Source organism: Streptomyces sp. NBC_01232, assembly GCF_035989885.1.
In the GTDB taxonomy this organism is placed as follows: Bacteria; Actinomycetota; Actinomycetes; order Streptomycetales; family Streptomycetaceae; genus Streptomyces.
In genome coordinates this window covers 5,954,429-5,967,004 of the sequence record NZ_CP108518.1, presented here as the reverse complement: position 1 = coordinate 5,967,004, position 12,576 = coordinate 5,954,429, and the positions used below count along the sequence as shown (strand labels likewise).

The window sequence follows — 12,576 nt, the reverse complement described above, 5'->3', positions numbered from 1 at the left end:
ACCGCACGGTTATCCGTGCCGTACTACTTCTTTACGGTGTGCCCGGCCTCACCGGCCACGGCTTTGCGCAGGTTCTCCGTGTCGAGCGCTCCGGCGGACCGAAGGGCCCGGGGGAACGCACGGCGGCGAATCGCCTGGTCGAGGCAGACCACGGCGGGGTGCACGTAGGCACCCCGACCCGGCCTCGTGCCGCGTGGATCGGGGACGCATGCGTCCCCGTCCGCCACGACGCGCAGCAGATCGTCCTTGGCCGCTCGCTCCCGACACCCCACACAGGTGCGTTCGGGGCATGCGCGGGCTTGCGTCCGGCCAGACACGCCTAAGTCTACCTCCCCGCACCGACCTCTCTCCCGACAAGTGGCGGGAGAAAGATCGAACGGCAGTCGTGTTGTCTTGATATCCGCTGCCGGAGCAGCGGTCCTGCAGCCTGTCTACCGTCCGGGTAGCCCCGGACGGTACCGGTTTATTCCCCGCCCCGGTCCCGGTCGCGGTCCCGGTCGCGGTCCTGGTCCCGGTCCGCGTCGGGGGCCGTCTCGGTGTCGGGACGGATGTCGATGCGCCAGCCGGTGAGCCGCGCGGCGAGGCGGGCGTTCTGGCCCTCCTTGCCGATGGCCAGCGACAGCTGGTAGTCCGGCACGGTCACCCGGGCGGAGCGGGAGTCCCAGTCGACGACCTCGACCTTGCTCACCCGGGCGGGTGACAGCGCGTTCGCGACCATCTCCGCCGGGTCGTCCGACCAGTCGACGATGTCGATCTTCTCGCCGTGCAGCTCGGCCATCACGTTGCGCACGCGGCTGCCCATCGGGCCGATGCAGGCGCCCTTCGGGTTGAGGCCCGAACGGGTGGACCGGACGGCGATCTTGGTGCGGTGACCGGCCTCGCGGGCGATCGCCGAGATCTCGACGCTGCCGTCGGCGATCTCCGGGACCTCCAGCGAGAAGAGCTTCTTCACCAGGTTGGGGTGGGTGCGCGACAGGGTCACGGACGGACCGCGGACGCCCTTCGCCACCCGCACGACGTACGCCTTCAGGCGCAGACCGTGCGTGTACTCCTCGCCGGGGACCTGCTCCTGCACCGGCAGGATGGCCTCGAGCTTGCCGATGTCGACGAGGACGTTCTTGGGGTCCTTGCCCTGCTGGACGACACCGGTGATGACGTCGCCCTCACGGCCGGCGAACTCGCCGAAGGTCAGGTCGTCCTCCGCGTCGCGCAGACGCTGCAGGATCACCTGCTTGGCGGTGGTCGCCGCGATCCGGCCGAAGTCCGACGGGGTGTCGTCGAACTCCTTGGGCTCCTGGCCCTCTTCGAGGTCCCTCGGGTCTTCCGTCGCCCACACGACCACGTGACCGTTGGTGCGGTCCAGCACGACGCGAGCGCGGCGGAAGCTCCCATCGGTCCGGTGGTACGCGATGAGGAGGGCCGACTCGATCGCCTCGACGAGCAGGTCGAAGGAGATCTCCTTCTCCCGGACCAGACCCCGCAGGGCACTCATGTCGATGTCCACGACTACGCCTCCTCTTCCTTCTTGTCCTTGCGGTTGAACTCGATCTCGACACGCGCCTTGGCGATGTCGGTGAACGCGATACGGCGGGCGGTCGCCTTGCGGCCCTTCACGCCCGGGACTTCGAGGTCCAGGCCCTCGTCGTCGGCTTCGAGAATGCGGGCGATCAGTTCCCCGCCCTCGGCCAGCTGGAACTTCACGAGGCGGCCGATCGCCCGTACGTAGTGACGGTGCTCGGTCAGCGGGCGGTCCGCGCCCGGCGAGCTCACTTCGAGGACGTACTCGTCCTCACCCATCACATCGGTTTCGTCGAGCTTGTCGGAGACCTCGCGACTCAGCTCGGCACACGCGTCCAGCTCCACGCCCTCGTCGGAGTCCACGATGATCCGCAGCATCCGGCGCTTGCCCGCCCGGGACATCTCGATCTCTTCGAGGTCCAGGCCCTTGGCGGCGACGAGCGGCTCCAGCAGTACGCGCAGCCTGTCGCTCTGGGTGGTGCTCATCCGGGTGACTCCTCGGCCGCGTGTGCTGTTGTGATTTCCGTCGTGTGTCAGGTCAAAGGGTATCCGGTGTCGGAGGGTGTTGCCGTCCGTCCTGTGGACGGGGCCCCGGGTACCGTGATCCCACCCTGCCCCGCCATCAGCCGCCATTCAGCCCCGCCATCACCCTGAGGACGTCGCCGTGCCCTGGACTCTGCCTTCGAGACCCTCGCGCAGGAGCCTGCTCGCCGGTGCGGCCGGTGCGGCGGGTGCCGCGCTGCTCACCGGGTGCTCCGACGACCACCCGACCCGTGCCGACGTCACGATTCCACTCGAACGGCGGATGCGGGAGGCGGCCGTCCGTGACAGTACGCGACTGCTGGACCGTTACGACGCCACGGCGGCCGCCCATCCGGCCCTGGCCGCGCGGCTCGCTCCGCTGCGGGCCGCCGTCGCCGCTCACACCACGGCCCTGGCCCTCACCCCTTCGGACCCGCCGTCCCCCTCCCCGTCCGGCTCCGGCGGTACGGGGGCCGCGGCGCCCGCGGCGAGCGGTGAGCCGGTGCCGCCGAAGCCCGCGGACGCCCTGACCGCGCTCGCGGACGCCGAGCGCAGCCTGTCGGAGTCCCGGACGATCGACCTGGCCGGGGCCCCCGGGGAGCTGGCCCGGCTGCTGGCCTCGGTGGCCGCCTGCGGCGCCGTACACGCCTACCTGCTGACCTCGACCCCCGGAGCCACGTCGTGAAGCCCGATCCCACCCCTGCCGGCCGGCCCCTGGAGGCCGCCCAGGCCGCACTCGCCGCCGAGCACGCGGCCGCGTACGGCTACGGGGTGATCGGCGCGCGGTCCGCCGGCGACCGCGCCGCGCAGGCCCGGGAGGCGTACGGCGGCCACCTCGCGCGCCGCGACGCACTGGCCCGGACGGTGCGGGAGCTGGGCGGCGCGCCCCGGCCGGCGGAGGCGGCGTACGCCCTTCCGTTCGAGGTGCGCACCGCGGCCGATGCCGAGAGGCTGGCCGCCGGGATCGAGGACCGGGTGGCCGGCGCGTACTCCGATCTGGTGCGCGCGGCGGAGGGCCCGCTGCGCCGCGAGGCGGCCGACGCGCTGAGCGAGGCGGCAGTGCGCGCGGCACGCTGGCGCGGTGTCGGCGTAGCCTTCCCTGGGCTCTCGGAACGCGCTGACGAGGCGCAACGGGCCCAGCACAGCTGAAAGGGACCACGCACGCATGGCTTTCGAACCGCCGCAGCGGCTTGTACGGGCGCTCGGCGAGATGCCGGAAACGGCGCAGGACACGGACTGGCTGGGGCAGCTGCCCCGACTCACCGAGGCCGCGCTGTCCCGGCGCGGGGTCCAGGCCCGGCGGGTGCAGGCCCCGGGCGGCCGCAGCAGCCTGGTGGTCCTCGTCGCGTACGCCGACGGGACCCCGGCCGCACTGAAGCTGGCGCCCCCGCACGCCCGGCCCGACCGGGAGCTGGCCGCGCTGGCCCACTGGGGCGGCTTCGGGGCCGTACGGGTCCTCGACACCCGGCATCACGACGACGACGGGGCGCTGCTGCTGGAGCGGCTGCACCCGGAGGTGTCGCTGCGGTCGCTGCCCGAGGCGAAGGCCCTGCTGGAGGCCAGCGGCACGCTGCGCAGGCTGTGGGTGGCGCCGCCGGCCGGGCACGGGTGGGAGACGGTGGCGGAGCGCACCGGGCTGCAGTCGGCGGCCCTGCGGGCGGCCCCGGCGGAGGTCCGGTCGCTGGCCGACACCGCGCTGGCGATGCGGGCGGAGCTGGTGGCTGCGTCCGATGAGGATCTGCTGCTGCACGGGAACTTCCGGCAGGGCAAGGTGCTGGCGGGCGAGCGGGCTCCGTGGCTGACGGTGGGCCCCGATCCGCTGGTCGGCGAGCGGGCGTACGACCTGGCGCGGCTGGTCCGGGACCGGCTGGAGGACCAGGTGGCCTCCTCGGCGGGGGCGGCGGGGGCCCGGCGCCGGGTGAACAAGCTGGCCGACGCGCTGGAGGTGGACCGGGAGCGGCTGCGGGGCTGGACGCTGTTCCGGGCGGTGGAGTCGGGCAACCGTGCGCTGGCCGCCGGGCGGCGCCGGGACGCGGAGCTGCTGCTGGAGTTCGCGGCCTGGCTGTAGGGGGTGTCCGGTCGACCAGACCGGACTCGCGGGCCCTGGCATCGCGCCTCGCCGCGTTGTCCTCGGTCGGCGTGCGATACACGGCACCGGACCCCGCTCCCTGATCCGGCCTGATCGACCGGACACCCCCTTGGGCATACCGTAGGTAGGAAGGTATGTCCGGCAGGGGGCCGTCATGGTCGAAGAACTGCTGACAGCGGCCATCGCCACGGGTGTGGGCGTCGTGGTGTACATGGGCGCCGCGGCCCGCGTCGTGAAGCAGTACGAGCGGGGTCTGGTCTTCCGCTTCGGCAGGCTGCGGGAGGAGATCCGCGGTCCCGGCTTCACGACGGTCGTCCCCCTGGTGGAGCGGCTGCGCAAGGTGAACATGCAGATCGTGACGCTGCCGGTGCCCGCGCAGGAGGGCATCACCCGGGACAACGTCACGGTGCGGGTGGACGCGGTCGTGTACTTCAAGGTCGTCGACCCGGCGAGCGCGATCGTGGCGGTGGAGGACTACCGCTTCGCCGTCTCGCAGATGGCGCAGACCTCGCTCAGGTCGATCATCGGAAAGTCCGACCTGGATGATCTGCTGTCCAACCGGGAGATGCTCAACCAGGGTCTGGAACTGATGATCGACAGCCCGGCGGTGGGCTGGGGCGTGCAGATCGACCGGGTCGAGATCAAGGACGTGTCCCTGCCGGAGACGATGAAGCGGTCGATGGCCCGGCAGGCGGAGGCGGACCGTGAGCGGCGGGCTCGGGTGATCAACGCGGACGCGGAGCTGCAGGCCTCGCACAAGCTCGCCGAGGCGGCGGAGGTCATGTCGGAGCAGCCGGCGGCGTTGCAGCTGAGGCTGCTGCAGACGGTGGTCGCGGTCGCCGCCGAGAAGAACTCGACGCTGGTCCTGCCGTTTCCGGTGGAGCTCCTGCGGTTCCTGGAACGCGCGGCCCCTTCGCCTCCGGCGACGGCCTCCCCCTCCCCCGAGGACCCGGCCCCGGCCGGCCCGGCTTCCGAAGGCCCCGGGCCGGCCGAGGTCGACGGCGTGGACGCGGACGCGCTCGACGGGGCTCCGGTTCCGGACGCGCTCGGCGGGCCGGCGGACGGCCTGATGCTGGATGCGCCCCCGCCGGAGCAGGAGCGGGAGGGGCTGCGCGAGTAGCCGCTGCGCGGAGCCTTTCCCCGCCCGCCCCGCCCCTTCGTCCATTACGTCAGGCGGGCGAGGGCCTCCTGCAGGGGGAGTTCTTCGCGGGTGCCCGTCGCGCGGTGCTGGAGTTCGACCACGCCGTCGGCCGAGCGGCGGCCCGCCACCAGGATCCAGGGCACGCCGATCAGTTCCGCGTCCGTGAGCTTCACGCCGGGCGACAGGCCGGGCCGGTCGTCCAGCAGGACCCGCAGGCCCGACGCGGCCAGCGCCGTCGCCGCCTCCTCCGCCAGCGCGAGCGGCACGGCCTTGCCCGCCGCCACCACGTGGACGTCGGCCGGGGCCACCGCCGCGGGCCAGCACAGGCCGCGCTCGTCCGCCGTCTGCTCGGCCAGCGCCGCCACCGCGCGGGAGACGCCGATGCCGTACGACCCCATCGTGACCCGCACCGGCTTGCCCTCGCGGCCGAGCACGTCCAGCCCGAAGGCGTCCGCGTACTTGCGGCCCAGCTGGAAGATGTGCCCGATCTCGATGGCCCGGTCGAGCCGCAGCCCCGCACCGCAGGACGGGCAGGGGTCGCCCGGCTCCACGACCACCACGTCGAGGTACTGGTCCACCTCGAAGTCCCGCCCGCAGACCACGTTCCGGGCGTGCGTGTCCGCCCGGTTGGCCCCCGTCACCCACGAAGTGCCGGGCGCGACACGGGGGTCGGCCAGGTAGCGGACCTTCTCCAGGCCCTGCGGGCCCACGTAGCCGCGTACCAGGTCCGGACGGTCCATGAAGTCCTCGGCCGTCACCAGCTCCACCACCGCCGGGGCCAGGTGCTCGCCCAGCTTGCCGAGGTCCACCTCCCGGTCCCCCGGCACGCCGACGGCCACGATCTCGCCGTCGACCTTGACCAGGAGGTTCTTCAGCGTCGCCGCGGCGGGTACCCCCAGGTGCGCTGCCAGCGTCTCGATCGTCGGGGTGTCGGGGGTGTCCACCTCCTCCAGCGGCGGGTGCTCGGCGGACGCGGGGGCGAGGGCGAAGGTCACGGCCTCCGTGTTCGCCGCGTAGGCGCAGGACGGGCAGTCCACGAAGGTGTCCTCGCCCGCACCGGCCGGCGCCAGGAACTCCTCCGACGCCGAGCCGCCCATCGCGCCCGAGACCGCGGACACGATCCGGTGGTCCAGGCCGAGCCGCTCGAAGATGCGGACGTACGCCTCGCGGTGGAGCCGGTAGGACTCCGCGAGGCCCTCGTCGGACACGTCGAAGGAGTACGAGTCCTTCATCTGGAACTCGCGCCCGCGCAGCACCCCGGAGCGGGGCCGCGCCTCGTCGCGGTACTTGGTCTGGATCTGGTAGAGCATGACCGGCAGGTCCTTGTAGGAGGTGCACTGGTCCTTCACCACCAGGGTGAAGATCTCCTCGTGCGTCGGCCCGAGCAGGTAGTCGGCGCCCTTGCGGTCCTTCAGCCGGAACAGCAGGTCCCCGTACTCCGACCAGCGTCCGCTGACCTCGTACGGCTCCTTCGGCAGCAGGGCCGGGAGCAGCACCTCCTGGGCCCCGATCGCGTCCATCTCCTCACGGACGATGCGCGAGACGTTGTCCAGGACCCGCTTGCCGAGCGGCAGCCACGTCCACACCCCGGCCGAACTGCGCCGGACGTAGCCGGCGCGGACCAGGAGCCGGTGGCTGAGGGTCTCGGCGTCGGCCGGGTCCTCGCGGAGGGTCTTGGCCATGAGGCGGGACATGCGCTGCACGTGTTGCGTAGACATGCCGGGAGATTACCGGGGCGCTCGCCGCCCGCGGTACCGGTTTCAGGGCCTGGTCAGCGGCAGGGTGGCGCCCATGACCGCGTACGGGAGGCTCGCGCTCGGGAAGTGGACCTGGCGGGCGAGGTCGGCGTACCCCAGAGCCCGGTAGAGGCCGCGGGCGGGGCTCTCGGTGTCGATGGCGGAGAGGATCGAGCGGGGCTCGGCGGCGTCGTCGGTGATGCCGGTGATCAGGGCGCGGCCGACGCCGTGGCCCTGGAAGCCGGGGTGGACGTGCAGTTCGGTGATCACGAAGGAGCCGTCGAGCCAGTGCTCGTGCCCGCCGGCCCGCAGGTAGGGCTCGACGATGGTGGACCACCAGTGGGTGCGGTCGTTCGGCATCCCGTACACGAATCCGGTGAGGGCCCCGTCCTCGGCGAAGGCTCCGAGGGCGCGGGCGCCGCGGCAGGTCATGTGGCGCTGCACGATGTAGCGCCGGATGCCGACCTCCTCCTCGCTGAGGCCGAAGGCGACGGCCTGCACGCGCAGGGCCTCGTCCACGCGGGCGGCGAGGTCGAGGGGACCGATTCGAAGTCCGGAAGGCAGCATGCCGCGACCTTACTTCGCGGTACGGGGGCGCCGGAATGCCATCGGCGGGGTCCGTGGCCGGCCTTCTGGATCAGGCCGGTGCGGGGTGGGCGGGCATGCTGTCAGAAGAGCACGCTCATGAACGCCCCGACCTCGCGGAAGCCCACGCGCCGGTACGCGGCCCGCGCGGCGGCGTTGAAATCGTTCACGTAGAGGCTGACCACGGGGGCCACGTCGCGCAGTGCGTACGCGACGACGGCGGCCATCCCGGTCTCCGAGTGGCCGAGGCCGCGGAATGCGGGATCCACCCACACGCCCTGGATCTGGCAGGCGCGGGTGGTGGCGGCGCCGATCTCGGCCTTGAAGACGACCTTGCCGTCCTCGACGCGGGCGAAGGAGCGGCCACTGGCCACGAGTTCGGCGACGCGGGCCTGGTAGAGCAGCCCGCCGTCGCCGGCCATCGGTGAGATGCCGACCTCCTCGGTGAACATGGCCACGCATGCGGGCATGATCAGTTCCATCTCGTCCTTGCGGATGCGGCGGACCTGCGGGTCGGCCTCGACCGTGGCGGACGGGCGCTCGATGACCATGAGCGGCTGGCGGGAGCGGACGTCCCGGGCCGGGCCCCAGCTGGGCTCCAGGAGCTGCCACAGCAGCTGGGTGGCCTCGGCGGGGCCGACGATGGAGGAACAGCGGCGGCCGGTGCGGCGGGCCCGGTCGGCGAAGGCGCGCACGGCGTCGGGTCCGGCGCAGACGGGGACCAGGTTGGCTCCGGCGTAGCAGAGCGAGCGGAGCTCGCCGTCGGCGTACCAGCCCCACATCTCGCCGCCCAGTCGCCAGGGGTCGAGGCCGGCGACCTGGACCCGGGAGGTGACGAAGGCGTTCTCGACCGGCTCGCGTCCGAGGATTTCCATCGCGGCGTCGAGATCACTGGGCTCAAGGACCCGGGTGGTGGTCTGCGTCAACACTGGGGCCTCACCATGCAAGTCTGCTGATCTCCGCACTGTACCCGGCGGCGCCCCGGGATGGCGCGTCCGAGGTCATGAAACAGCCCCGGACCGCCCCCGAACTGCGGGAACGGCACCGGGGCCGCCTACTGGGCCCGGACGGACCGGGGCCCGGGAATCAGACGCCGATGGCGACGGTGGGCTCGCCGCTCATCACGCCGTCCTTCTCCATCTGCTCGGCGATCTTCATCGCCTCTTCGATGAGGGTCTCCACGATCTTCGACTCGGGGACGGTCTTGATGACCTCGCCCTTCACGAAGATCTGGCCCTTGCCGTTGCCGGAGGCGACGCCGAGGTCGGCCTCGCGGGCCTCGCCCGGGCCGTTGACGACGCAGCCCATGACCGCGACGCGCAGCGGGACCTCCATGCCCTCCAGGCCCGCCGTGACCTCCTCGGCCAGCTTGTAGACGTCGACCTGGGCGCGTCCGCAGGACGGGCAGGAGACGATCTCCAGGCGGCGCGGCTTGAGGTTGAGCGACTCCAGGATCTGGATGCCGACCTTGACCTCCTCCGCCGGCGGGGCGGAAAGGGAGACGCGGATGGTGTCGCCGATGCCCTCGGAGAGCAGCGCGCCGAAGGCCACGGCGGACTTGATGGTGCCCTGGAAGGCGGGGCCGGCCTCGGTGACGCCCAGGTGCAGCGGGTAGTCGCAGGCGGCGGCGAGCTGGCGGTAGGCGTTGACCATGACGACCGGGTCGTTGTGCTTGACCGAGATCTTGATGTCGCCGAAGCCGTGCTCCTCGAAGAGGGAGGCCTCCCACAGCGCGGACTCGACCAGCGCCTCGGGGGTGGCCTTGCCGTACTTCTTCAGCAGTCGGGCGTCGAGCGAGCCGGCGTTCACACCGATGCGGATCGGGGTGCGCGTCTCGTTCGCGGCCTTCGCGATCTCCTTGACCTTGTCGTCGAACTGCTTGATGTTGCCCGGGTTCACGCGGACGGCGGCGCAGCCGGCGTCGATCGCGGCGAACACGTACTTGGGCTGGAAGTGGATGTCGGCGATGACCGGGATCTGCGACTTCTTGGCGATGACGGCGAGCGCGTCGGCGTCGTCCTGGGTCGGGCAGGCGACGCGGACGATGTCGCAGCCGGAGGCGGTCAGCTCGGCGATCTGCTGGAGCGTCGCCCCGATGTCGGAGGTCCTGGTGGTGGTCATCGACTGCACGGAGATCTGTGCGTCGCCGCCGACGGCCACCTTGCCGACCTGGATCTTGCGGCTGACCCTGCGGTCGGCAAGCTTCGTCGGCACGGCCGGCATTCCGAGTGAGATGGCAGTCATCTGCTGTGCAACCCCAAGGTGTGGATCAAGGTCCCGAGATCGGCGGGCTCCAGGCTTCGAGATTACGCCAACCACGGCGCGGCCCTTGCATCCGAGGGGGTGCGCCACCCGAACGTAGGGAGCCGGGCACGATCCGTGCCCGGCTCCGGTACCGGCGGGGTGGAGCCCCGCAAACTAGGTGATCTTGATCGGGTTGACCACGTCCGCCACCATCACCAGCAGGGTGAAGCAGATGAACAGGCCCGCGACCACGTACGCGACGGGCATCAGCTTCGCCACGTCGAACGGGCCGGGGTCGGGGCGCCGGAAGATCCGCGCCACGCCCCGCCGGACCGACTCCCACAGGGCGCCGGCGATGTGACCGCCGTCGAGCGGGAGCAGCGGCAGCATGTTGAACAGGAACAGCGACAGGTTGAAGCCGGCCAGCAGGTTGAGGAAGAAGACCAGCTGGTGCTGGGCGGGGATGTCGAGGGTGAAGATCTCACCGCTGACCCGGGCGGCGCCGACGACGCCCATGGGGCTGTCCTGCTCGCGCTCGGCCCCGTTGAAGGCTGCGTTCCACAGGTCCGGGACCTTGGACGGCAGCTCGATCAGCGACTGCACGCCGGCCACCATCATCTCGCCCATACGGTCGACGGACTGGCCGAAGGACTGCGGGACGTATCCGGAGGCGGGGGCGAAGCCGAGGAAGCCCGCCGTGACGTACTCGTCCTTGACGTACCGGCCGTTGCCGTCCGTCTTGGCGACCTTGTTCTCGATCAGATTGGCCGTGAGGTCCACGCGCTGACCGGCCCGCTCCACCGTGATCTCGGCGGGGCCGACGGTGGCGCGGATGTCCTTCTGCAGGGCGGACCAGTCGCCGACCGGGCGGCCGTTGAAGGCGACGATCCTGTCGCCCGCCTTCAGGCCCGCCGCCTTGGCGGGGGCGGCCGGATCGCCGGGGGCGCACTTGTCGCGCTTCTCGCTCTGCTGGATGACGCAGTCCGAGACGGTGGCGACCGAGGTGGTCTGGGTGTTCAGCCCGAAGGTCATCAGGGTGGTGAGGAAGATCGCCACGGCCAGGATCAGGTTCATGAACGGCCCGGCGAACATCACGATCACGCGCTTCCACGGCTTGCGCGTGTAGAAGAGCCGGCTCTCGTCCCCGGGCTGGAGCTCCTCGTACGCGGCCGAGCGCGCGTCCTCGATCATCGACCGGAACGGCGAGGTGGAGCGGGCGGTGACCTTGCCGTCCTCGCCGGGCGGGAACATCCCGATCATGCGGATGTAGCCGCCCATCGGGATGGCCTTGATCCCGTACTCGGTCTCGCCCTTGCGCCGCGACCAGACGGTCGGCCCGAAGCCCACCATGTACTGCGGCACGCGAATGCCGAAGATCTTGGCCGTGGAGAGGTGCCCCAGCTCGTGCCAGGCGATGGAGACCAGCAGGCCGACGGCGAAGACCACGACCCCGAGCACCGTCATCAGTAGTGTCATGCGCGCGCCTCCGCGGCGGCCCGTGCCGCCATCTCCCGCGCCCGGGCCCTGGCCCAGGCCTCTGCTTCCAGGACGTCCTGGACCGTCAGGGAGGTTCCCGACTCAGGCGTCCCGTGCTCATCGACCACGGCAGAGACCGTATCCATGATTGCTGTGAACGGCAGCCGACCTGCCAGGAATGCCTCGACGCACTCCTCGTTGGCCGCATTGAACACGGCCGGGGCGGTACCCCCGAGCGTACCCACGTGCCGGGCGAGGCCCACCGACGGGAAGGCCTCGGTGTCCAGCGGGAAGAACTCCCACGTGGACGCCTTGGACCAGTCGAAGGCGGGGGCCGCGTCCGGGATCCGCTCGGGCCAGCCGAGGCCGATCGCGATGGGGCCGCGCATGTCCGGCGGAGTGGCCTGGGCGAGCGTGGAGCCGTCCGTGAACTCCACCATCGAGTGCACGTAGGACTGGGGGTGGACCACGACCTCGATGCGGTCGAAGGGGATGTCGTAGAGCAGGTGCGCCTCGATGACCTCCAGCCCCTTGTTGACCAGGGTCGAGGAGTTCACGGTGATCACCGGGCCCATGGCCCAGGTGGGGTGCGCGAGGGCGTCCTGCACGGTGACGTCCGCCAGCTGGGCGCGGGTGCGGCCGCGGAAGGGGCCGCCGGAGGCGGTCACCACGAGCTTGCGGACGTCGGCCCGGGTGCCGGCCGCGAGCGCCTGGAAGAGGGCCGCGTGCTCGGAGTCGACCGGGATGATCTGGCCGGGCTTCGCCAGGGCCTTGACCAGCGGGCCGCCGACGATCAGCGACTCCTTGTTGGCCAGGGCCAGGGTCCGGCCGGCGCGCAGGGCGGCGAGGGTCGGCGCGAGGCCGATCGAGCCGGTGATGCCGTTGAGGACGGTGTGGCACTCGGAGGCGGCGAGTTCGGCCGCGGCGTCCGGACCGGCCAGGATCTCGGGCAGCGGCTCGGACGGGCCGTACCGGGCGCTCAGCGCCTCTTTCAGGGCCGGTACGACGTCCTCGCGGGCGACGGCCACCGTCTTGACCCGCAGCAGCCGGGCCTGCTCGGCCAGCAGCTCCACCCGCCCGCCGGCTGCGGACAGTGCGGTGACCCTGAACCGGTCCGGGTTGCGCAGGGCGAGGTCGATGGCCTGGGTCCCGATGGACCCGGTGGACCCGAGGATGACGATGTCCCGGAGGCCGGCCGCGGGGTCGAAGAGGAGGTGCGGATCGGCGAGGGGGGCTGGGCGGTCGCTCATGCCCCCCATTGTTGC

Annotated in this window: 13 protein-coding genes; 4 read left to right on the top strand and 9 right to left on the bottom strand. The window is 71.8% G+C overall.

Translation table 11 applies throughout. The annotated features are described in order from the left end of the window. Positions 1-23: 23 nt before the first annotated feature. The 3 genes from OG444_RS27755 to rimP all read right to left on the bottom strand — a co-directional run bounded on the left by OG444_RS27755 (position 24) and on the right by rimP (position 2,004). On the bottom strand, positions 24-317 hold the full coding sequence (locus OG444_RS27755) for a YlxR family protein (protein WP_327264723.1): 294 nt from the start codon (positions 315-317) through the stop codon (positions 24-26). A 146-nt stretch (positions 318-463) separates the two neighbouring features. Continuing rightward, positions 464-1,504 (bottom strand): transcription termination factor NusA, encoded by a 1,041-nt coding sequence (gene nusA, locus OG444_RS27750; protein ID WP_327264722.1) that lies wholly within the window; start codon positions 1,502-1,504, stop codon positions 464-466. Positions 1,505-1,506: 2 nt separating this feature from the next. Then, entirely contained in the window at positions 1,507-2,004 is a 498-nt protein-coding gene (gene rimP / locus OG444_RS27745) for a ribosome maturation factor RimP (protein ID WP_327264721.1), read from the bottom strand. Positions 2,005-2,182: 178 nt separating this feature from the next. Between rimP and OG444_RS27740 the strand changes: the two genes are divergently transcribed. From OG444_RS27740 to OG444_RS27725, 4 genes are all read left to right on the top strand, one after another. Continuing rightward, on the top strand, positions 2,183-2,725 hold the full coding sequence (locus tag OG444_RS27740; protein ID WP_327264720.1) for a hypothetical protein: 543 nt from the start codon (positions 2,183-2,185) through the stop codon (positions 2,723-2,725). Beyond that, positions 2,722-3,189 carry a ferritin-like domain-containing protein gene (locus tag OG444_RS27735; RefSeq protein ID WP_327264719.1) on the top strand — a complete coding sequence of 156 codons (468 nt, stop codon included), beginning with the start codon at positions 2,722-2,724 and terminating at the stop codon, positions 3,187-3,189. The genes OG444_RS27740 and OG444_RS27735 overlap by 4 nt, the downstream gene beginning before the upstream one ends. Positions 3,190-3,205: 16 nt before the next feature. Next, on the top strand, positions 3,206-4,108 hold the full coding sequence (locus OG444_RS27730) for an aminoglycoside phosphotransferase family protein (protein ID WP_327264718.1): 903 nt from the start codon (positions 3,206-3,208) through the stop codon (positions 4,106-4,108). 175 nt (positions 4,109-4,283) lie between these two features. Next, positions 4,284-5,249 (top strand): slipin family protein, encoded by a 966-nt coding sequence (locus OG444_RS27725; protein ID WP_327264717.1) that lies wholly within the window; start codon positions 4,284-4,286, stop codon positions 5,247-5,249. A gap of 44 nt (positions 5,250-5,293) precedes the next feature. On the opposite strand, the gene OG444_RS27720 is transcribed toward OG444_RS27725, so the two are convergent. The 6 genes from OG444_RS27720 to dxr all read right to left on the bottom strand — a co-directional run bounded on the left by OG444_RS27720 (position 5,294) and on the right by dxr (position 12,561). After that, positions 5,294-6,988, bottom strand: a complete 1,695-nt coding sequence (locus tag OG444_RS27720) for a proline--tRNA ligase (RefSeq protein ID WP_327264716.1) — start codon at positions 6,986-6,988, stop codon at positions 5,294-5,296. 42 nt (positions 6,989-7,030) lie between these two features. After that, entirely contained in the window at positions 7,031-7,573 is a 543-nt protein-coding gene (locus tag OG444_RS27715) for a GNAT family N-acetyltransferase (RefSeq protein ID WP_327264715.1), read from the bottom strand. Positions 7,574-7,674: 101 nt separating this feature from the next. Then, positions 7,675-8,517 carry a GNAT family N-acetyltransferase gene (locus OG444_RS27710; protein ID WP_327264714.1) on the bottom strand — a complete coding sequence of 281 codons (843 nt, stop codon included), beginning with the start codon at positions 8,515-8,517 and terminating at the stop codon, positions 7,675-7,677. Positions 8,518-8,677: 160 nt separating this feature from the next. Beyond that, positions 8,678-9,835, bottom strand: coding sequence for a flavodoxin-dependent (E)-4-hydroxy-3-methylbut-2-enyl-diphosphate synthase (gene ispG / locus OG444_RS27705; RefSeq protein WP_030386345.1), 1,158 nt, complete (start codon positions 9,833-9,835; stop codon positions 8,678-8,680). A 174-nt stretch (positions 9,836-10,009) separates the two neighbouring features. Further along, on the bottom strand, positions 10,010-11,311 hold the full coding sequence (locus OG444_RS27700; RefSeq protein ID WP_327264713.1) for a M50 family metallopeptidase: 1,302 nt from the start codon (positions 11,309-11,311) through the stop codon (positions 10,010-10,012). Continuing rightward, entirely contained in the window at positions 11,308-12,561 is a 1,254-nt protein-coding gene (dxr, locus tag OG444_RS27695) for a 1-deoxy-D-xylulose-5-phosphate reductoisomerase (RefSeq protein ID WP_327264712.1), read from the bottom strand. Before dxr ends, OG444_RS27700 begins: the two co-directional genes overlap by 4 nt. Positions 12,562-12,576 lie beyond the last annotated feature (15 nt).

Bases quoted from the DNA above. Each gene is read 5' to 3' on its own strand.
- rimP (WP_327264721.1), bottom strand. From the start codon at position 2,004: ATGAGCACCACCCAGAGCGACAGGCTGCGCGTACTGCTGGAGCCGCTC.
- OG444_RS27725 (WP_327264717.1), top strand. From the start codon at position 4,284: ATGGTCGAAGAACTGCTGACAGCGGCCATCGCCACGGGTGTGGGCGTC.
- ispG (WP_030386345.1), bottom strand. From the start codon at position 9,835: ATGACTGCCATCTCACTCGGAATGCCGGCCGTGCCGACGAAGCTTGCC.
- OG444_RS27715 (WP_327264715.1), bottom strand. From the start codon at position 7,573: ATGCTGCCTTCCGGACTTCGAATCGGTCCCCTCGACCTCGCCGCCCGC.
- OG444_RS27730 (WP_327264718.1), top strand. From the start codon at position 3,206: ATGGCTTTCGAACCGCCGCAGCGGCTTGTACGGGCGCTCGGCGAGATG.
- dxr (WP_327264712.1), bottom strand. From the start codon at position 12,561: ATGAGCGACCGCCCAGCCCCCCTCGCCGATCCGCACCTCCTCTTCGAC.
- OG444_RS27720 (WP_327264716.1), bottom strand. From the start codon at position 6,988: ATGTCTACGCAACACGTGCAGCGCATGTCCCGCCTCATGGCCAAGACC.
- OG444_RS27700 (WP_327264713.1), bottom strand. From the start codon at position 11,311: ATGACACTACTGATGACGGTGCTCGGGGTCGTGGTCTTCGCCGTCGGC.